General features: G+C 64.4%; 17 protein-coding genes. 8 read left to right on the top strand and 9 right to left on the bottom strand.

Annotated features, from left to right (window positions below):
• The first annotated feature begins 611 nt into the window (after window positions 1-611).
• The 5 genes from ACLFLU_RS22300 to ACLFLU_RS22320 all read left to right on the top strand — a co-directional run bounded on the left by ACLFLU_RS22300 (window position 612) and on the right by ACLFLU_RS22320 (window position 9028).
• Entirely contained in the window at window positions 612-2270 is a 1659-nt protein-coding gene (locus ACLFLU_RS22300; protein WP_426407025.1) for a carboxylesterase/lipase family protein, read from the top strand.
• A gap of 460 nt (window positions 2271-2730) precedes the next feature.
• Entirely contained in the window at window positions 2731-3750 is a 1020-nt protein-coding gene (locus ACLFLU_RS22305; protein WP_426407026.1) for a TRAP transporter substrate-binding protein, read from the top strand.
• Between the two features lie 27 nt (window positions 3751-3777).
• On the top strand, window positions 3778-5661 hold the full coding sequence (locus ACLFLU_RS22310) for a TRAP transporter large permease subunit (RefSeq protein ID WP_426407027.1): 1884 nt from the start codon (window positions 3778-3780) through the stop codon (window positions 5659-5661).
• Between the two features lie 26 nt (window positions 5662-5687).
• Complete coding sequence (locus ACLFLU_RS22315; RefSeq protein WP_426407028.1) at window positions 5688-7349, top strand: acyl-CoA synthetase; 1662 nt, start codon at window positions 5688-5690, stop codon at window positions 7347-7349.
• Between the two features lie 230 nt (window positions 7350-7579).
• Complete coding sequence (locus ACLFLU_RS22320; protein ID WP_426407029.1) at window positions 7580-9028, top strand: autotransporter outer membrane beta-barrel domain-containing protein; 1449 nt, start codon at window positions 7580-7582, stop codon at window positions 9026-9028.
• A gap of 3 nt (window positions 9029-9031) precedes the next feature.
• Here ACLFLU_RS22320 and ACLFLU_RS22325 read toward each other — a convergent pair whose 3' ends face one another.
• Genes ACLFLU_RS22325 through ACLFLU_RS22350 form a run of 6 tightly spaced genes read right to left on the bottom strand, consistent with a single transcriptional unit; the run spans window position 9032 to window position 15640 of the window.
• The gene (locus ACLFLU_RS22325) at window positions 9032-9829 is read right to left on the bottom strand and encodes an MBL fold metallo-hydrolase (RefSeq protein ID WP_426407030.1); all 798 of its coding nucleotides are present in this window, start codon (window positions 9827-9829) and stop codon (window positions 9032-9034) included.
• A gap of 13 nt (window positions 9830-9842) precedes the next feature.
• Window positions 9843-10619 carry a TatD family hydrolase gene (locus tag ACLFLU_RS22330; RefSeq protein WP_426407031.1) on the bottom strand — a complete coding sequence of 259 codons (777 nt, stop codon included), beginning with the start codon at window positions 10617-10619 and terminating at the stop codon, window positions 9843-9845.
• A gap of 12 nt (window positions 10620-10631) precedes the next feature.
• Window positions 10632-12599, bottom strand: coding sequence for a methionine--tRNA ligase (gene metG, locus ACLFLU_RS22335; RefSeq protein ID WP_426407032.1), 1968 nt, complete (start codon window positions 12597-12599; stop codon window positions 10632-10634).
• A 46-nt stretch (window positions 12600-12645) separates the two neighbouring features.
• Window positions 12646-13692, bottom strand: coding sequence for a DNA polymerase III subunit delta' (locus ACLFLU_RS22340; RefSeq protein ID WP_426407033.1), 1047 nt, complete (start codon window positions 13690-13692; stop codon window positions 12646-12648).
• Window positions 13689-14375: a dTMP kinase gene (gene tmk, locus ACLFLU_RS22345; RefSeq protein WP_426407034.1), complete on the bottom strand. Its 687-nt coding sequence runs from the start codon at window positions 14373-14375 to the stop codon at window positions 13689-13691. Before tmk ends, ACLFLU_RS22340 begins: the two co-directional genes overlap by 4 nt.
• A gap of 2 nt (window positions 14376-14377) precedes the next feature.
• On the bottom strand, window positions 14378-15640 hold the full coding sequence (locus tag ACLFLU_RS22350; protein ID WP_426407035.1) for a D-alanyl-D-alanine carboxypeptidase family protein: 1263 nt from the start codon (window positions 15638-15640) through the stop codon (window positions 14378-14380).
• 151 nt (window positions 15641-15791) lie between these two features.
• On the opposite strand from ACLFLU_RS22350, the gene ACLFLU_RS22355 reads away from it, so the two are divergent.
• Window positions 15792-16748: an alpha/beta fold hydrolase gene (locus tag ACLFLU_RS22355; protein ID WP_426407036.1), complete on the top strand. Its 957-nt coding sequence runs from the start codon at window positions 15792-15794 to the stop codon at window positions 16746-16748.
• A gap of 10 nt (window positions 16749-16758) precedes the next feature.
• Here the strand turns inward: ACLFLU_RS22355 and ACLFLU_RS22360 are convergent, their stop codons facing one another.
• Window positions 16759-17685 (bottom strand): septal ring lytic transglycosylase RlpA family protein, encoded by a 927-nt coding sequence (locus ACLFLU_RS22360; protein ID WP_426407037.1) that lies wholly within the window; start codon window positions 17683-17685, stop codon window positions 16759-16761.
• 814 nt (window positions 17686-18499) lie between these two features.
• Between ACLFLU_RS22360 and ACLFLU_RS22365 the strand changes: the two genes are divergently transcribed.
• Window positions 18500-18628 carry a hypothetical protein gene (locus ACLFLU_RS22365; RefSeq protein WP_426407038.1) on the top strand — a complete coding sequence of 43 codons (129 nt, stop codon included), beginning with the start codon at window positions 18500-18502 and terminating at the stop codon, window positions 18626-18628.
• Between the two features lie 10 nt (window positions 18629-18638).
• On the opposite strand, the gene ACLFLU_RS22370 is transcribed toward ACLFLU_RS22365, so the two are convergent.
• Window positions 18639-18926, bottom strand: a complete 288-nt coding sequence (locus ACLFLU_RS22370) for a hypothetical protein (protein WP_426407039.1) — start codon at window positions 18924-18926, stop codon at window positions 18639-18641.
• 109 nt (window positions 18927-19035) lie between these two features.
• On the opposite strand from ACLFLU_RS22370, the gene ACLFLU_RS22375 reads away from it, so the two are divergent.
• Complete coding sequence (locus ACLFLU_RS22375; protein ID WP_426407040.1) at window positions 19036-19614, top strand: TIGR00645 family protein; 579 nt, start codon at window positions 19036-19038, stop codon at window positions 19612-19614.
• 5 nt (window positions 19615-19619) lie between these two features.
• Here the strand turns inward: ACLFLU_RS22375 and ACLFLU_RS22380 are convergent, their stop codons facing one another.
• On the bottom strand, window positions 19620-19952 hold the full coding sequence (locus ACLFLU_RS22380; RefSeq protein WP_426407041.1) for a DUF1476 domain-containing protein: 333 nt from the start codon (window positions 19950-19952) through the stop codon (window positions 19620-19622).
• Window positions 19953-19987 lie beyond the last annotated feature (35 nt).

The raw sequence follows: 19987 nt of genomic DNA on the forward strand, positions 1-19987 counted from the left end.
ATGTTTCGTAGCGCGGCTCATGAGAGTGGTATCTGAGCCGGGAGCGGGGCTGTCCAAGGTGCCCCAGATTTGGCTGGTGTGATCCGCATGTCCATATCCGTAATTCGCATAAGCCGTCGGCAAAGACCAGCGTGGCCTCCTTGGGAAACGCCAGCGACCAGTCGAGCTTCAGCCGTGCGCCCGTGCCGGAGACATCAGCGATGGTGCAGGGGATGCTCACGTTGCCCCTGGCGCCTTCGAATTCGATGATCCCGGTCCTCGCCGTGGATTGCCTGGCCGCAGCGCGCAATTCGCTCATGGACGTCGCCCCCGGATGTCCCAGCCCTTGCTGAAATCTGAAGCCGATTTTACCTCTCGGGTTCCCTGCTCTCAATCGAACCCGCAAGCCATGGTGAAGGATTGGTTCTCGGCGGAGCAGGGCGAGCACATGATGACGTCGTCGAAGATTCGCGCCACCCGCCAATGCGCGCTGACGCAGGTCCTCGGACATACCGTTTTGTTCTCAAATCATTCCGATACGGCATTAGTGCTCGGGGCCGCGCTCGTCCAATGTAGTCCGCAAATCAACAAGAGAGCCAACGGCCACGACCGATGGCCGCGCGGAGGAAACCATGAAGCTCAGCAGGATGCTTTCCGTTGTCGCGTTGGCAGGGCTGACCGTTTCGGCCGCCACGGCCCAGGCGCCAGATGCCGCCATCGCAGTGGAGGGCGGCCAGATCCGCGGTGTTGCGTCCGACGTTGCCGGAGTGTCCGTCTACAAGGCGGTGCCGTTCGCAGCGCCGCCGTTGGGCGCCAACCGCTGGAGGGCACCTCAGCCCGTGGTGCCTTGGTCGGGCGTCAAGGACAGCAGCGCATGGCCGAACCGGTGCTATCAGCTCGCCAGCGCCAATCCGCCGGGGACGTTCTACTTCAATGAATATTATTGGGACCCGGCGAAGGATCCCAAAGACAGCGAAGACTGCCTTTACCTGAACATCTGGGCTCCCGCGAAGCCCGCCAACGGCTCGCTCCCGGTGATGGTGTACTACCACGGCGGCGGCAACCGCCACGGCAACAATTCCGAGGTCGAGTTCAACGCGGCCAAGCTCGCCGCCAAGGGCATCATCGTCGTCTCGGCGGCCTATCGCCTGAACATCATGGGCTTCCTCGCCTTGCCCGGAATGAAGGAGGAGGGCGCCGGAAACTTTGCGATCCTCGACGCCGTGGAAGCGCTGAAATGGGTGCGGAAGAACATCGGCGCGTTCGGCGGTGACCCGGGCAACGTGACCATTGCGGGGCAATCGGCGGGATCGCGCAATGTCAGAAGCGTTCTGTCGACGCCGCTCGCCAAGGGCCTGTTCCAGCGAGCGATCATGCACTCCAGCCCGACCGTGATGGCGCAGCCGGGCAAGCCGAACTACGTGACGCTTGCGGACAAGGTGGCTGCGGCGGGCCCGGTCTTCGAGAAGACATTTCCCGGCAAAAGCCTCGACGATCTCAGAAAGCTGCCGGCCGAAGAGTTCTACAAGGATCCGGCAAAGATCGATGCCATGTACGGCGTGACCAGCAACATGTACGCGGTCATCGACGGTCACGTCCTGACCACGGACTCGGTGGACCTTACGAAGGAGGGCGCCCTCAACGGCGTTGACGTCATCGTCGGCACAGTCGCCGACGAGCGAACCGCGCTGGACGGCGCGCCGGACAAGGTCATGGAGATCCCGGCCTTCCATGCCTATTGGAAAAAGCTGCTCGGCGAGCAGCTCTACGCCAAATATTCATTCGAGAAGCTATATCCTGCATCGACCGAACGCGACGCCTACCGTCAGCACCTCAAGGCCCAGGCCGACCTGCTGCTCGAGCAAAACCGGATCGCGGGCTCCGTTCTCGCGGCAAGAAACCCCGCCAGCAAGGTCTACGTCTTTTACTTCGATCATCCGACGCCCGGACGCGATCGCGAGTTCTATGGCGCGTGGCATTCGTCCGACCTCTGGTACACCTTCAACTCGCTTCGCAACGAGCCCGGTCAACGCCAATGGGCCCCCTATGACTTCGAGCTGGCCGACCAAGCCTCCTCGATGTGGGCCAATTTCGTCAAGACGGGCGACCCGAACGGCGAGGGCTTGCCGGCCTGGCCACAGACCAGCCGTTCCAACAACGGCACCTACATGTCATTCGGCGAGACATCGACCAGCGCGACCAGCGCCTCGCCGTATCTCGGCACGACCGCCGAACGCCGCAACGCGCTGTTCCACGATTACCAGATGACGTTCTACGGCGTGAGCGAGTGACCTGGAGCCCGCGGCAACAATCCGATCCAACTGCCGTCACGCGAGCAAGCTTCGATCGCACGAATCCGCGCTGCGATGTTTCGTAGCGCGGCTCATGAGAGTGGTATCTGAGCCGGGAGCGGGGCTGTCCAAGGTGCCCCAGATTTGGCTGGTGTGATCCGCATGTCCATATCCGTAATTCGCATAAGGTATATTATGGAATATATTTATATTCAATTAGATCAGACATTTGGCCCTAATTCCTGCCATTGCAGCTTCACTGATGCGGCTTTCTCGTCGCTATGGCCTGAGCATCGATCCACCCATCGGACGCATCAGCGACCTCGTCTGAAAGCCGATATTGCCGCGACCTTGTCCGGCTGCAATAAGCGAGCTTCGCGAGATCGCAGATGACTGCTGACCAGACGTCCGTATAGGTTTGCGTCTCACAACAAGAACAAACTTCCGAGGAAGCAGACCCATGAGTTTTTCCCGCCGCACGCTTCTCAAGGCCTCCGCCGCGACCGCCGTCTTTGGCGGCGTCAGCGCGCCTTACGTCGCCCGTGCCCAGGCCGCCGAGTTCTCCTACAAGTTTGCCAACAACCTGCCGGAGTCGCATCCGTTCGTCGCACGCGCCCGTGAGATGGCCGCAGCCATCAAGACCGAGACCAACGGCCGGTTCGACCTGCAGATCTTCCCGAACAGCCAGCTCGGCTCCGACACCGACATGCTGAGCCAGGTGCGCTCCGGCGGCGTCGAGTTCTTCACGTTGTCCGGCCTGATCCTGGCGACCCTGGTGCCGGCGGCCTCGATCAACGGCATCGGCTTTGCGTTCCCGGATTATCCCACGGTCTGGAAGGCCATGGACGGCGATCTCGGCGCCTATGTGCGCGGCGAGATCAACAAGGCCGGCCTCGAGGTCATGGACAAGATCTGGGACAACGGCTTCCGCCAGACCACGTCCTCGACCAAGCCGATCAACGGCCCGGACGACTTCAAAGGCTTCAAGATCCGCGTGCCGGTGTCGCCGCTGTGGACCTCGATGTTCAAGGCGTTCGATGCATCGCCCGCCTCGATCAATTTCGCCGAGGTCTATTCGGCGCTGCAGACCAAGATCGTCGAGGGCCAGGAGAACCCGCTGGCGCTGATCTCGACGGCGAAGCTCTACGAGGTCCAGAAGTACTGCTCGCTGACCAATCACATGTGGGACGGCTTCTGGTTCCTGATGAACCGTCGCGCCTGGGCGGCGCTGCCGGACGACATCAAGACCATCGTTGCCAAGAACGTCAACGCGGCCGCCGTGAAGGAGCGCGAGGACACCGAGAAGCTCAATATCAGCGTCAGGCAGGAGCTGGCGGGCAAAGGCCTCACGTTCAACCAACCCGAGGTCGGGCCGTTCCGCGACAAGCTGCGCGCCGCCGGCTTCTACAATGAGTGGAAGGGCAAGTACGGCGACAAGGCCTGGGATCTGCTCGAAAAGTCCGTCGGCAAGCTGTCGTAACGCGTAAGAAGCAACAGGGGCCTTGCCATGGCTCATGTCGACATGACGCCAGCCGTGGCCGGCGAGGTGGCAACACCCCCTCGCCGCCGGCCTGTGCTCGGCTCCATCGAGCATGCCTTGAAATGGCTGGTCGAGATCCCGGCGGCGATCCTGGTCGTCGCCGAGGTCGTGATCCTGTTTGCCGGCGTGGTCTCGCGCTACGTGCTGCATGCACCGCTGGTGTGGTCGGACGAGCTGGCCTCGATGCTGTTCCTGTGGCTGGCGATGCTGGGCTCGGCGGTCGCATTCCGCCGCAGCGAGCACATGCGGATGACGGCATTGGTTGCGAGCGCCGGGCCGGGGCTCTGGGCCTATCTCGACGTGGTTGCGACCTGCGCGGCGCTGGCGTTCCTGCTGCTGATCGTGCATCCGGCCTATGAATACGCCTACGAAGAGAGTTTCATCACCACGCCGGCGCTTCAGATTTCAAATACCTGGCGCGCAGCGGCATTGCCCGTCGGCATCTGCCTGATGGTGCTGTTTGCGCTGCTGCGGCTCGTCCGCGTCGGCGATCTCAAGACGCTGTTGGCGGCGGCTGCGACGGTCGTCATCCTGATCGCGCTGTTCTGGTTCGCGCAGCCGCTGCTCAAGCCGCTCGGCAACATCAATCTCATCATCTTCTTCGTCGGCGTGGTCGGCTTCTGCGTGTTCGCGGGCGTGCCGATCGCGTTCGCCTTTGGGCTGGCGATCTTCGGTTATCTGGCGCTGACCACGCGGACGCCGATGATAGTGCTGGTCGGGCGGATGGACGAGGGCATGAGCCATCTCATCCTGCTCTCGGTGCCGCTGTTCGTGTTTCTGGGCCTGTTGATCGAAATGACCGGCATGGCGCGGGCCATGGTGGCGTTCCTGGCGAGCCTGCTCGGCCATGTCCGCGGCGGTCTGCACTACGTGCTGGTCGGCGCGATGTATCTCGTTTCCGGCATCTCGGGGGCCAAGGCGGCCGACATGGCCGCCGTTGCGCCCGTGCTGTTTCCGGAAATGAAGCAGCGCGGCGCCAAGCCGGGCGATCTCGTCGCCCTGCTCGCGGCCACCGGCGCCCAGACTGAAACCATCCCGCCGAGCCTGGTGCTGATCACCATCGGCTCGGTCACGGGCGTGTCGATCTCGGCCCTGTTCACCGGCGGCCTGCTGCCCGGCGTCGTGCTGGCGCTGACGCTGTCGGGGCTGGTGTGGTGGCGCTATCGCGGCGAGGATCTCAGCCACGTCACCCGTGCAACGTCGGGCGAGATTGCACGCGCGTTCGTGGTCTCCATCCCTGCCCTGGCCCTGCCCTTTGTGATCCGCTACGCCGTGGTCGAAGGCATCGCGACTGCGACCGAAGTCTCGACCATCGGCATCGTCTATGCGCTGGTGATCGGGCTTCTGATCTACCGCCAGTTCAACTGGCGGAGGCTGTTGCCGATGCTGATCGAGACCGCGTGCCTGTCCGGCGCCATCCTGCTGATCATCGGGACTGCGACCGGCATGGCCTGGGGCCTGACCCAATCCGGCTTCTCGCGCGCGCTGGCGGCGTCCATGACCGGCCTGCCGGGCGGCTCCGCCACCTTCATCGCCGTCTCGATCCTGGCCTTCGTGGTCCTCGGCAGCGTGCTGGAGGGCATTCCCGCCATTGTGCTGTTCGGACCGCTGATGTTTCCGATCGCGCGGCTCGTCGGCGTGCACGAGGTGCACTACGCCATGATCATCATCCTGGCGATGGGTATCGGGCTATTCGCCCCGCCGTTCGGCGTCGGCTATTATGCCGCCTGCGCCATCGGACGCGTCGATCCGGCCGAGGGCATCAGGCCGATCTGGGGCTATCTGCTGGCGCTGCTGGTGGGATTGATCATCGTCGCGGTCTTCCCCTGGATCTCGATCGGATTCCTGTAAACCGCGCGGCGTCAAGGAGGGTGTCGATGAGCGATCGGCAGAACCAGTACAATATCGGCCTCGACAAGACCCCCGCCAATTACGTGCCGCTGTCGCCGTTGAGCTTCCTTGCACGCAGCGCCGCGGTGTATCCGGTTCACGTCAGCACGGTCTATGAGGGCCGCAGCTTCACGTGGGCTCAGACGCATGAGCGCTGCAAGCGCTTTGCGTCCTGGCTCGCCGGCAAGGGCATCGGCGTTGGCGACACCGTTGCCGCGATGCTGCCGAACATTCCGGCGATGAACGAGGCGCACTTCGCGGTGCCCATGACGGGTGCCGTGCTCAATGCGCTCAACATCCGCCTCGATGCGCCCTCGATCGCGTTCCAGCTCGACCATGGCGGCGCAAAAATCGTTCTGGTCGATCCCGAATTTTCCGGCGTGATCACCGATGCGCTGGCGCAGATGAGCGGGCCAAAGCCGTTCGTGGTCGACGTCGACGATGCCGCTTTCAAAGGCGGCAAGCGCATCGGCGAGATCGAATATGAGACCGCCGTCGCACAAGGTGATCCAAACTTCGCGATGATCCCGCCGAAGGATGAGTGGGACGCGATCGCGCTGAGCTACACCTCGGGCACCACTGGCAATCCCAAGGGCGTCGTCACCCATCATCGCGGCGCCTATCTGAACGCCGTCAGCAACATCCTCGCGGGCCAACTCGGCCAGCATCCGGTCTATCTCTGGACGCTGCCGATGTTCCACTGCAACGGCTGGTGCTTTCCCTGGACCCTTGCGGCGGCCGCCGGCATCAATGTCTGCCTGCGCAAGGTCGAGCCGACCAAAATCTTCGAGCTGATCAGGCAGCACGGCGTCACCCACATGTGCGGCGCGCCGATCGTCTACAACACGCTGATCAATGCGCCCGATGCGCCCAAGGAAACTTCAACCGGCAGTGCCGCCCGCCGGGTCGTCGGCCTGATCGCCGGCGCTGCGCCGCCGGTCGCCGTGCTCGAAGGCGCCGAAAGCATCGGTATCAAGCTCACGCATGTCTATGGCCTGACCGAAGTCTACGGCCCCGCCTCCGTCTGCGCCGAGCAGCCCGGCTGGGACGAGCTTCCAGCACCCGAGCGGGCGCGGATGAAGCGGCGGCAGGGCGTGCCCTACCCGCTCGAGGAAGGGGTCACGGTCATCAATCCGCAGACCATGCAGGAGGTGCCGCGCGACGGCGAGACCATCGGCGAGGTCATGTTCCGCGGCAACATCGTGATGAAGGGCTACCTCAAGAACGAGAAGGCGACGAAGGAAGCCTTCGAGGGCGGCTGGTTTCACACCGGCGATCTCGGCGTGCTCGACGAGCACGGCTACGTCACCATCAAGGATCGCTCCAAGGACATCATCATCTCCGGCGGCGAGAACATTTCGTCCGTGGAGGTCGAGGACATCCTCTACAAGCACCCGGCCGTGCTGTTCGCTGCCGTGGTGGCAAAGCCCGATCCGAAATGGGGCGAAGTGCCCTGCGCCTTCGTCGAGTTGAAGGACGGCGCGAGCGCGAGCGAGGCCGACATCATCGCCTTCTGTCGCACGCATATGAGCGGCTTCAAGACTCCGAAGGCCGTCGTGTTCGGGCCGATCCCGAAGACGTCCACGGGCAAGATCCAGAAATTCCTGCTGCGCAACGAGGTCGGCTCGGCCAAGGCGATTACAGCCTGAGTGCGTTCCGGTCTCAGACACATTTGGAAACACGGATCGTAACGATCGCGCGTCGTCCCGAAACGATTGTGAATGTTCGACGACATCAGGACATCACAGGAAAAGATTGGAAAACGTTAGAGACGCATTTACGTTTCGCTCCCGTCGGATTCGCTGTTTCCATCTGATTCGCCGCGCGGGCGGCGCGGCCGGCGACCGGTGCGGTTGGGGCGCTTCATGCGGTTGGTGTCGTGAGCACAGACGTGCGTGCGCGTCTGGCGCTGCTGCTGTTGACGGCCGGATTGCTGCTGCCGCGCGCGGCGGATGCGCAGGTCATGCGTGAGTACGGCGCTTTCGCAGGCTCCGAGAATCTTGGCTATCCCGGTTCGAACGCGCCGGGCGGCGGCTTCGGCGGCGGCAATAATGTTGGTGGCAATAATTTCGGCGGCATGGGTGGCCCGATGTTCGGTCCCCCGCCGCAGGGATCGGGTTTTGGCGGCGTGCCCTACGGCAACGCCAGTGGAAACGGTGGCGGCCCGGGGATGCAGCCGAACTATGGCTGGAACGCCGAGCCTCCCGGTCTCGCTGGCGAAGGCAGGTTCGGCATGCGGCAGGCGTTTGGCGGCGGCTCCGCCACTTCGTCGCAGACCGAGACGGCGCAGGCCACATTCCTGGCGATGACGCAATTCACGCAGACCCTGCTCGATCCAGCCATCGACGGGCGCGGCATCAGGCGGCCCGAGTTCGACTCGGAGCTCTCGGCCTATGCCGATCTCGGCAACGACCGTACGCATGGCGGCATCGGGCGCGAAGCCTATGAGGCCATCTACGGCAAACCATCGCTCGCGGCTCCGCACTGGAGCATCTGGGCTGCGGGCTTCGGCGGCTCGCAGACCGCGACCGATGGCAACGGCTCGTCGGCTCGCAGCTTCGCCACCGCTGTCGGCGCCGACTATTCGCTCTCACCGCAGACGCGGATGGGCATTGCGCTTGCCGGCGGCGGCACCGGTTTTGCCAATAATTTTTCCAGCGGCCGCTCCGACCTGTTCCAGGCCGGCACCTTCGTCAGGCACTCCATCGGCGCGGCCTATGTCGCGACCGCGATTGCCTATGGCTGGCAGGCCATCACCAGCGATCATCAGGTCACGCCGGCCGGCAGCAACCTGCTCTCCCCGGCCGTCAACGCCAACGCCTATTCGGGCCGTATCGAGAGCGGCTACCGGATTGCAACGCCATGGCTCGGCATCACGCCTTATGCCGCTGGGCAGGTCACCATGTTCCGGCTCGCCACCAGCGCCGGCCAGCCGGCTTACGCAGCCGATCCGTCCGCGGCGCCCTCCGGCAACAGCAACAGCTTCACCGACGGCCGCAGCGAGCTCGGCCTGCGCACGAGCACGTCGCTCGTGCTCGCTGGCGGCCTGTTCGATCTGCGAGGACGTCTGGCCTGGGCGCATGATTTCAGCGCGACACAGTCGATGCCTGCGGTGTTTCAGGCGATCTCCGGCCAGGGGTCCGGACAAGGATCCGGACAAGGCTTTATGATCGGAACCACGGCGCTTGCGCCAAACTCGGCGCTGACTGGCGTAGCCCTCGAGCTGCGTGGCATGAACGGCTGGTCGGCGAGCGCGAACTTCGACAGCGAGGTTTCGAGCCTGGTGCGCGCCTATACCGGCAAGGCCGTCGTCCGCTACGCCTGGTAAAGGTCAGTGCGTCTCCAGCCGCAAGCCGTCGTAGGCCGGCACCACGCCCGCAGGCAGCTTCTGCCGGATCACCTCGTAATCGACGTCGGCCGTCATGTTGGTGATGACGGCACGCTTCGGCTTGAAGCGCTCGATCCAGGACAGCGCGTCGTTGATGCTGAAATGGCTCACATGCGGGGTGTAGCGCAGTCCATCGACGATCCAGAGATCGAGGTTTTCCAGGGCGCCAAAACTCTCGGGCGGGATGTCGTTGAGGTCGGGCGTGTAGGCAGCATTGCCGATGCGATAGCCAAGCGCGGGAATGTTGCCATGCTGGACCAGGAAGGCGGTCATGGTCACGTCCCCGCCTTTGCCGCTGATGGTCTGGCTCCCGCCTGCCTCGATCGAATGCCGGTTGAGGATCGGCGGATAGTCGCTGCCCTCCGGCGAGATGAAGCAATAGGAGAACCGCGCCATGATGTCCTTGGCGGTCGACTGGTTGAAATAGACCGGAATGCGCTTGCGCATGTGGATCACGACAGAGCGCAGATCGTCCATGCCGTGGGTCTGGTCGGCATGCTCGTGCGTCAGGAACACCGCGTCGATGTGGTCGACATCAGTCGAGATCAACTGCTCGCGCAGGTCCGGCGAGGTGTCGATCACGATACGCGTAGTGCCGTGGTTGGAGGTCTGTTCGACCAGCAGCGAGCAGCGGCGGCGGCGGTTCTTGGGATTGTTGGGGTCGCAGGCGCCCCAGCCGAGGGCCGGGCGCGGCACGCCGGCGGAGGAGCCGGAGCCCAGGATCGTCAGCGTCAGCGTCATACGGTTCGGAACCTCAAGCTTTCACCTTGGAGAACAGGCGGAAGAAGTTTTCGCTGGTCTGGCGTGAGATCTCATCGAGCGACACGCCGCGCGTCTCGGCCAGCACCTTGGCGACCTCGACCACATAGGCCGGCTCGTTGCGTTTGCCCCGGAACTTGCCCGGCGCAAGATAAGGCGAATCTGTTTCAACCAGAATACGGTCAGACGGCAGTTCGGCCGCGAGCGCGCGCAAGGCATCCGACTTCTTGAAGGTCAGGATGCCCGTGAAGCCGATATAGAGCCCGAGCGACACCGCCTTCAGCGCCAGCTCGCGCCCGCCGGTGTAACAGTGCAGCACGGCACGAAACGATCCGCGGGCCGCCTCCTCTTCCAGGATGCGTGCGCAATCCTCGTCCGCCTCGCGGGTGTGGATCACCAGCGGCAGGCCGGTGGCGCGGGCCGCGGCAATGTGAGCACGAAAGCCCCTCGCCTGCGCCTCCGGCGAGCCGTCGTCGTAGAAATAGTCGAGCCCGGCTTCGCCGAGCGCAACCACCTTCGGATGCTGCGTCAGCGCGATCAACTCATCCGGCGAAATGCCGTCTTCCTCATCCGCATTGTGCGGATGAGTGCCGACCGAGCAATAGACGTCGTCGTAACGCCCGGCGATGGCGAGAAGCTGATCGAGCTTTCGCACCCGCGTCGAGATCGTGACCATGCGGCCAATCCCGGCCGCGCGGGCACGCGACACGATCCCGTCGAGATCCTCCGCAAAGTCCGGAAAATCCAGGTGGCAGTGACTGTCGACCAGCATCGTTCGAACGCCTCAGGCCGCCGGCTCGATGTAGCGCGGGAACGCCGGCGTCGGCGCTGGCAACGTCGAACCAGCAGCGATCCGCTTGTCGCCACCGAGCATCGCAAAATTGCGCTCGCCCGCGGGGATGCCGAGGCTGTCGAGCAGCAAGCCTGATGCGGTCGGCATCGCCGGCTGGGCCAGGATCGCGATCTGGCGCACGACTTCGGCGGTGACATAGAGCACCGTCTTCTGGCGTGCCGGGTCGGTCTTGGCCAGCGCCCACGGCGCCTCGCCCGCGAAATAGCGGTTGGCCTCGGCAACCACGGCCCACACGGCATTGAGCCAGTGATGGATCTGCTGCGTCGCCATGGCCTCACGCGATGCGGCGATCATGCCGTCGGCCATCGCCAAAATCGCCTTGTCGCTGTCGCTGAACGCGCCGGGCTCGGGCAGCACGCCGCCGAGCTGTTTTGCAATCATCGACAGCGAGCGCTGCGCGAGGTTGCCGAGATCGTTGGCGAGATCGGCGTTGATGCGCGCGACGATGGCCTCGTGATTGTAGTTGCCGTCCTGGCCGTAAGAGACCTCGCGCAGGAAGAAATAGCGCATCTGGTCGACGCCATACTGGTCGGCGAGGTTGAAGGGATCGACGACATTGCCGACCGACTTCGACATCTTCTCGCCCCTGTTGAACAGGAAGCCATGGGCATAGACCCGCTTCGGCAGCGAGATGCCCGCCGACATCAGGAATGCCGGCCAGTACACCGCGTGGAAGCGGATGATGTCCTTGCCGATGATATGCACGTCCGCCGGCCAATAGCGCCAGTTCGTGTCGCTCTCGTCGGGGAAGCCGACACCGGTGATGTAGTTGGTCAGCGCGTCGACCCACACATACATCACATGATCTTCAGCGCCGGGCACTTTCACGCCCCAGTCGAAGGTGGTGCGCGAGATCGAGAGGTCGCGCAGGCCGCCCTTGACGAAGCTGACGACCTCGTTCCGGCGCGCGTCCGGACCGATGAACTCCGGGTGCTCCCCGTAGAGCTTCAGAAGCTTGTCCTGATAGGTCGACAGGCGGAAGAAATAGCTCTTCTCCTCCACCCATTCGACCGGCGTGCCCTGCGGACCCAGGCGGACGCCGTCGTCGTTCAGGCGTGTCTCGTCCTCGGCGTAGTAGGCCTCGTCTCGCACCGAGTACCAGCCGGAATAGCTGTCGAGATAGATGTCGCCGTTCGCTTCCATGCGCCGCCAGATCTCCTGGCTCGAGCGGTGGTGCTGTTCCTCAGTCGTGCGGATGAAACGGTCGAACGACACGTTCAGGCGCTGGTCCATCTCCCTGAAACGGTCGGCGTTACGAGTTGCGAGCGCAGACGGGGTCAGTCCCTCGTTCTGCGCGGTCTGAACCATCTTCTGGCCGTGCTCGTCCGTGCCGGTCAGGAAGAACACGTCCTTGCCGTCGAGCCGCGCGAAACGTGCCAGCACGTCGGCCGAGATCGCCTCATAGGCGTGACCGATATGCGGGTTGCCGTTCGGATAGGCGATCGCTGTCGAGATGTAGAAGACGTTGTCGCGCGCGGGCGCCGCTACGGGCGCAGCCGGCTTCGGGGCAGCGACCGGTTTCGGCGCAGGCGGCGCCTTGGGTTTCGAGACCTTGGGCTTCACGGCCTTTGGCGGCGTAGCGACAGGAGCCGACGCGGCGATCACGGCGGGCGCGGTCACCCTCGCCTTCTTGGCCGCCTTCTTCGCCGGAGCCTTCTTCGTGGAAACTTTGGCAGCCTTCTTTGTCGCGGCTTTCTTGGCGACGACCTGCTTCTTCGAAGCTTTCTTGCCGCCCTTCTTCGCTGTCTTGGCCGCGCTCTTCTTCACGCCTCTCTTGGCGGCCGCCTTCTTGGTCTTCTTGACCTTCTTGGCAGCTTTGCGCGCGAGCGCCTTCACAGCCTTCTTCGCAGCCTTCTTGCCGCTCTTGCCCTTGACGGTTTTCTTAGCTCGCGCTGCCACCACGAATTCCTTTGCCGACTTCTCGAAATTTGGAAACCAATTGCGCCTAGCGCGTTGCGTCCGCCAGCCAGCCGAACACCGAGAAAACCAAGGGCTTTCGCTCCAGATTGTAGGTTTCGGTGTCGCGCGCGGCGCGGACGATCTTTTCCCATACCTCAGCTAGGCGCGCAAGGCGCGGCAGGTTCTGGTTGGCATTGGCCTCGTCGGAATGGAGGCGCTCCGCGATCCAACGATCGATACCGTCGATGAAGGCCGCAAGCGCGACGCGGTCGCTCGTACCAAGGGATTCGCCGAGCGTGTGCAATTCGCGCGGATCGACTTGCGGCAGACGTGCCAGCAGTGCCGCCGTGCGCTGCTGCAGTTTGAGCGCATCGCCGCCGAGCAGGGTCAGTGCCCGCGCAACGCTGCCTTCGGAGGCCTCCGCCGCCTCGCGCAGCGCCAGATCGGTCGGCGCGAGGTCGGCGGCCGTGGCGGCTGCGGCGATCACCTCGTCGGTCGTGAGCGAACGCAAGCGCAGCTTGCGGCAACGCGACTGGATCGTGGCGAGCACGCGCGCGGGCGCGTGGCTGACCAACAGGAAAAGCGATTGCTGCGGCGGTTCCTCGAGGATCTTCAGCAGCGCATTCGCCGCGTTGGGATTGAGCTCATCGACGGTATCGACGATGCAGACGCGCCAGCCTTCGGCCGCTGCCGTGGAGCCGAAGAACGAGATCGTCTCGCGTGTCTCGTCCACCGTGATCACGGTACGCATCACGCCGCGGTCGTTGGCGGTACGCTCCAGCGTCAGCAACCCGCCATGCGAGCTTGCCGCCACCTGCCGCGCCACAGTGTCATCAGGATCGATCGCGAGGTCCTCGGCACCCTGCACGGCGGGCGCCAGCGGCTGGCCGTGAGCGAGCACGAAGCGCGCCATGCGATAGGCCAGCGTCGCCTTGCCGATGCCCTGCGGCCCGCCGATCAGCCAGGCGTGCGGAATGCGCCCGCTGCGGTAGGCGGTGAGCAGCGCGGTCTCGGCCTCGCGATGGCCGAACAGAAGGCTTGTCTCCCGTGGATGCGGAATAGCGGATTCACGCTCGACCTGACGCGGGCTCATGCTGAGATCACCGATGCGGGCGTCGGCAGGAGACGGTCGCGCAGCGCGGTCCAGACGCGTCCGGCAACCGTATCAGGATCGGAATTGGCGTCGATCAGCACGCAGCGTCCGGGATCATCCGCGGCAATCTTGCGATAGGCCTCGCGCAGGCCCTGATGGAACGCGAGCTTCTCGCCCTCGAACCTGTCGGGCGTGCCGCTGCCACGCCGCTCCGCCGCGCGTGCCAAGCCGATCTCGACCGGCAGGTCGAGAATGATGGTGAGGTCCGGCTTGAGATCGCCGATCGTGACCCGCTCCATGGCGTTGATCAAACCGGCGGGCACGTGGCCGAGGCTGCCTTGATAGGCCCGCGTCGAGTCGGCGAAGCGGTCGCACAGCACCCAGACGCCCTGCTTGAGCGCAGGCTCGATCACGGTGCGGACGTGATCGTCGCGCGCGGCGGCAAACAGCAGTGTCTCGGCCTCGGGACCGAGCAGCTTGCCCATGCCCGACAGCACCAGATGGCGCATGATCTCGGCGCCCGGCGAGCCACCGGGCTCGCGCGTGACGAGGGTGCGGAGCCTCGCCGCACCGAGGCGGTCGGCGAGCTTCTTGATCTGGGTCGACTTACCCGTCCCCTCGCCACCTTCAAAGGTGATGAAACGTCCGCGTCCGGACGGCCGCTGTCCCGTGCTCTCACTCATGATCAGAGCTTCTCGGCGCCTGCGCGGAACATGCCGATCACGAGCTCGCTCGCGCCGTCGATCGCACGCCGCATGGTCGAGCCGGTGCCGATCGCCTCGGCCGCATAGACCGGCGTCTCCACCGCGATATTGCCGCTGCGCCAGACCCGCACCACGCCGACCCGCTGGCCGGCCTCGACGGGCGCGCGCACCGGGCCGCTATAGACGACGCGCGCGATCAGCTTGTCGCCGCCGCTCTTGTGCACCATCACCTTCACCGGCTCTTTTGCAACGAGCTTCACCGAGCGGCTCTCGCCGCCAAACACCTTGGCATAGCCGACGGGCTGGTCGGCCGCGATCAGCGTTCGGGTCTCGAAATTGCGAAAGCCCCATTCCAGCATCTTCTTGGCTTCGGTGGCGCGATCCTCGATGTCCTCAAGCCCGTTGACGACGACGATCAGCCGCGTGCCGTTCTGCACGGCCGAGCCGACCATGCCGTAGCCGCCTTCCTTGGTGTAGCCGGTCTTCAGTCCGTCGGCGCCTTCCATCGAATTGAGCAGCGGATTGCGGTTGGGCTGACGGATCTTGTTCCAGGTGAACTCCTTCTCACCGAACAGTTTGTAGAATTCGGGGAAGTCCAGAATGATGTGCCGGGCGAGCATGCCGAGCTCGCGCACCGTCATCTTGTTGCCGGGGTCGGGCAAGCCGTTGGAGTTGGCGAAGGTCGATTTGGTCATGCCGAGCTCGCGGGCACGCTTGGTCATGAAATCGGATGCAAAGATCCGCTCATTGCCGGCGATGCCTTCGGCGAGCGCGATGCAGGCATCGTTGCCGCTCTGGATGATCGCGCCATGCAGGAGGTCGTCGACCGAGACCTTGCTGTTGATGGCCGCAAACATGGTCGAGCCGCCGGAGGGCGCGCCGCCCTTGCGCCAGGCGTTCTCGCTGATCCGGTATTCATCGGTCAGCTTGACGTCGCCCTTCTTGATCGCGTTGAACACGACTTCCGCGGTCACGAGCTTCATCATGCTGGAGGGCGCGCGCAGCTCATCGGCGTTCTTCTCGAACAGCACGCTGCCGCTGGAGGCCTCGATCAGGATCGCGGTGGGGGCGTCGCCATCGAAGCCCGCATCTTCGGTTTTCTTGGCGCCCTGGACGCTCTGGTTGGCGGCGTAGAGCACCCCGCCCCAGCTGAGGCTCACCGCAATAGCCGCAGCGACCACCCCGCGCGCCAGTGCTCCGGCCGTGAATCCGGTATGACGGAGCAAGATGAGACGAAGTGCCATGGCGAAGCCCTGAGAGCGGCGTTCTAACAGTTGGAACCGGTGCGAACAACATGAGGATCGCTGCTGCCCCGAGATTGCACGATTCTCGTCGCGCCCCTATCGTGGCACCTCATGTTTCGCGACCAAACCCCTGAAACAAGGCGGAAAAGCGATGTCCACCACCCGCGTGATCAAGGCCAACGGGATCGACCTCTTCATCCGCGAGGCCGGCCAGGGGCCGCTGGTGGTGCTGTGCCATGGCTGGCCGGAACTATCCTATTCCTGGCGGCACCAGATCCCCGCGCTCGCGGCTGCCGGCTTTCACGTCGTAGCCCCCGACATGCGCGGCTACGGCCAGAGTGCGGCGCCGCCTGACGTGACCGCCTATTCGATCTTCGATCTCGTTGGCGACGTCGTCGGCCTGGTGAAGGCGCTCGGCGAGACCAAGGCGATGGTGGTCGGCCACGACTGGGGTGCGCCGGTCGCCTGGCATGCGGCGCTATTTCGTCCGGACATCTTCACGGCTGTTTCGGGCCTGAGCGTGCCGCCGCCGTTCCGCGGACGTGGCAAGCCGCTCGAGCTGCTGCGCCAGGGCGGCATCACCAATTTCTACTGGCAGTACTTTCAGGCGCCCGGCGTCGCGGAGGCCGAGTTCGAGCATGACGTCGCCCGTACCATGCGCATCGTGCTCGGCGGTCGCGGGCTTGCTGATCCGAGCGCTGCGATGTTCGTGCAGGAGGGCAAGGGCTTTCTCGGCCATGCCAGCGCCGAGGAGCCGCTGCCGGCGTGGCTGAGCGAGGCCGATCTCGCCCATTTCACCGAATCCTTCCGCAAGTCGGGATTCGGCGGCGGGCTGAACTGGTATCGCAATCTCGACCGCAATTGGGAGCTGACCGCGCCCTGGCAGGACGCGCAGATCCACCAGCCCTCCCTCTTCATCGCCGGCGCGCAGGATGCCGTCATCACCGGCCTGATCGGCGCCAAGCGCGTCAACGAGCTGGAGCGCGTGCTGCCTAATCTGACGCGAAAACTGATCATCGATGGCGCCGGCCACTGGGTGCAGCAGGAGCGGCCCGACGAGGTCAACGCCGCGCTGGTCAGATTCCTGCGCGAAGCGGATTCGCGCTAATGTGCGGCAGTCAATACAGGCCGCGGCCGGTCAGGATGCTGCGGGCTTCGGCTGCGCCATCATTGGAAGCCGCAGGATCGCCATCGGTGGCATAGCGGCCGTCCTGATCATAGGACACTTGCCGAGCATTCTGGAGCGCCCGGCCCCGGCTGCGGCTCGAGGCCGACATCTCCGAGGTCGCGTTGAGCGAGGCGACGTCGGCCGACGTATTGCCCAGGCTATAGGGCCGCCCCTCCGGCATCGGGACATCGCCGCGGATGGCACCGCGGCTCGACGACAGCTCAGGTACGAACGGCCGCGCCGAGGCGACCCGGACCATCGAGGGCGACGGCGCCGGAACGCCGGTGCGCAAGGTCGCCATCAGCTGGCGGTCGTCGGAGCCTTCGAGCGGCGCGCGGCCGACATATTCGACGCGAACCCTGGCGACGCCATTGCCTTTGAATTCAAGCAGTTCAGCGGCCTTGTTCGAGACGTCGATGAGGCGGTTGCCGTGATACGGCCCGCGGTCATTGACGCGGACGACCAGCGACTTGCCGTTCGACAGGTTGGTGACCCGCGCATAGGACGGCATCGGCAGCGTCGGATGCGCCGCCGTCAGCGAGCCCATGTCGAACACTTCGCCGTTGGCGGTCTGGCGGCCGTGGAAATCATCGCCATACCAGGACGCCATGCCCTCGGCGCGGTAGTTGACGTCCTCCTCCGGCACGTAGGTCCGGCCCCCCACCACATAGGGCTTGCCGACGCGATAAGTGCCGCCGCCCTTGGGAACGGGATCGCCCCAGGCCACGACTCGCGGGCTCGAGGACACGCCGTATTTGGGATCGACCCGGCTGGCGAACTTGTTGGACGAGGCGCAATTGGCGAGCGCCAGGCAGGTAGCGACCGCCGCAGCGCACCGCGCGGCCCGCACCACCGAATCTGACCGTCGGATCCCCATTCGCCCCAAATACCATTTCGCCGGTGGCTGACCTAACCCGCTTGCTTACGGGGAGTGCCTTCCGGACCTCAAGCTCCGAGGCGGCCCACCACCGTCTCAGAGGCGGTAACGATAACGCAACCCGAACACGGCGGAAATGGGGAGCCCGCAGCGTTCGCGCTGGGATGGTAAACAGGACCTTTGGCATTCTCCGTTGATCTACTGAGCGCGAGCGCCTCGGCGCCGCATCCTTTGTGCCAGTCCTGCACAAGCTGTTGCGCCAAAAGCTCACTCCACCCCCATTGTCGCCGGCTTCACCGGAATTCTTTTGACTGTGCAAGGCCGCCCGCGTTTTCTCAATTGCAGGGGCGGAATTGGAATTTAACGATGATCGAGACGGTTTCGGCACTGATGGGTCTGGTAAGCGCGGGGATCTTCCTGGCCCATGCGTTTGAAGGCTACCGCACGAGGGCCTGACGGCACTCGCGCGGGCGACATTGCATCACCTCTTCATGGCGGCGCGTTCGGATAATTTTAATCAATCCGATCGAGCATCGAAGCGAGAGCAGCAGGTGTCACATGCGCAAACATGACCTTGTATCCGACGGCTTTCTGGCACTGACCGCAGGCGGTCTGGTCCTGCTCTGCTCGAGCCTCGTCGCCCTGGCCTTCGGCTAATCCTTAACCAGCATTTTCGAATTTTCCGACCGCTGCGCCACTGCGACGCAGCACGCGTGTTGATCCGGGATTGCTACGCTCCCGTTTAGTTGATTGAATTTTCGCGTCGGCGCCTCGACTCATTTTTACGAGGCCATCACCAACGAGGGTGACGCACATGCTAGCCGAGAAATTCTTCCTGGTCCTGGAATCGCTGATCCGCGGCGGCCGGACCTATCCCGACGGAAGCCCCCGGGTCATCAGCACCTCCCCGCACGTCCCGGTGAAGCTGCCGAACCAGAACTAGCCCGCGCCGCTCAGCGCAAGCCCAGCGGCGATCTGCGATACAGGCTGTCGCGCGCTTCAGTCAGGCACACGAAGCTGCCATCAACCCCTTGGCCATAGAGCTTCTGGCCCTTGCGATAGTAGACGCCCTTCCTGAAATCCAGCCACACCACCTTGTCAGCGGGGCAATGGCGCTGGGCCTGCGCCTCGTAGCGGAACGGCGTCAGCGGTGTCGCCGACACCCGGGCCGTGCCGGCATCCAGAATCACCGCGGCCGCGATCACAAGCGTCCAGAGCGCCCAGCCAAAGCTGCGAGACATTCACCCGCCTCCCGATCCAGGCCGCACCATAGCACGGCCACGTCTTCCGCCGGCCATCTGGCCGGGTTACAGGATAGCGAGACAATCTCGATGCGTGGACGCGATCTGCATGTCAATTGAGCCAGAAACCACGACCGGCCCCCGCCCGCCCTCGCCGCGGCTCGGCCTGTTGCCGATGATCATCTTCGGTTCGCGCTGGCTGCAGCTGCCGCTCTATCTCGGGCTGATCGTGGCGCAATGCGTCTACATCGTGCTGTTCCTGAAGGAGCTCTGGCATCTCACCTCGCACGCGCTCGACTTCACAGAGCAGGAGATCATGATGAGCGTGCTGGCGCTGATCGACGTCGTGATGATCTCCAACCTGCTGGTGATGGTGATCGTCGGCGGCTACGAGACCTTCGTGTCGCGGCTCGATCTCCAGGGCCATCCCGACGAGCCGGAATGGCTCGGCCACGTCAACGCCAGCGTGCTCAAGATCAAGCTCGCGATGGCGATCATCGGCATCTCCTCGATCGCGCTGCTGCGCACCTTCATCGAGGCCGGCAATCTCGGCTCGAGCCGCGCCAGCTTCACCGAGAGCGGCGTGATGTGGCAGGTGCTGATCCACATCACCTTCGTGGTCTCGGCGATCGGGATCGTCTTCGTCGACAAGTTCAGCGACGCCACCGCCCGCAGGCAAGCGGAGTGAGATGATCAATCGCCAGCTTTGCTCGCTGCGGTTGCAAGTTGCTCCAGCGCCTGGTGCAGGCACTCCTGGACCTTCCGCGCAACCTGCTCCCGCGAAATCCCCTTCGCCGCGAGATCGCTCGACACCTTCCTCACGGTCTCGTTGATCGTCTGGTTGGCCAGATTGTCCGTGACCAGCGCCGTCGCGTAAGCGGCCGCGGCATCGCCGCTCAGTCCGAGCTGGCCTGCGGCCCAGAGCCCGAGCAGCTTGTTGGACCGGGCCGCGGCCTTGAACGCGAGCTCCTCGTCATGGGCGAATTTGGCCTCGAAGCCCTGCTCGCGCTTGTCGAACGTGGTCATGGTCAGCTCCATTTGCGTTGCACCGATGGCATCTG

It is taken from the genome of Bradyrhizobium ganzhouense, assembly GCF_049949285.1.
Taxonomy (GTDB): domain Bacteria; phylum Pseudomonadota; class Alphaproteobacteria; order Rhizobiales; family Xanthobacteraceae; genus Bradyrhizobium; species Bradyrhizobium ganzhouense.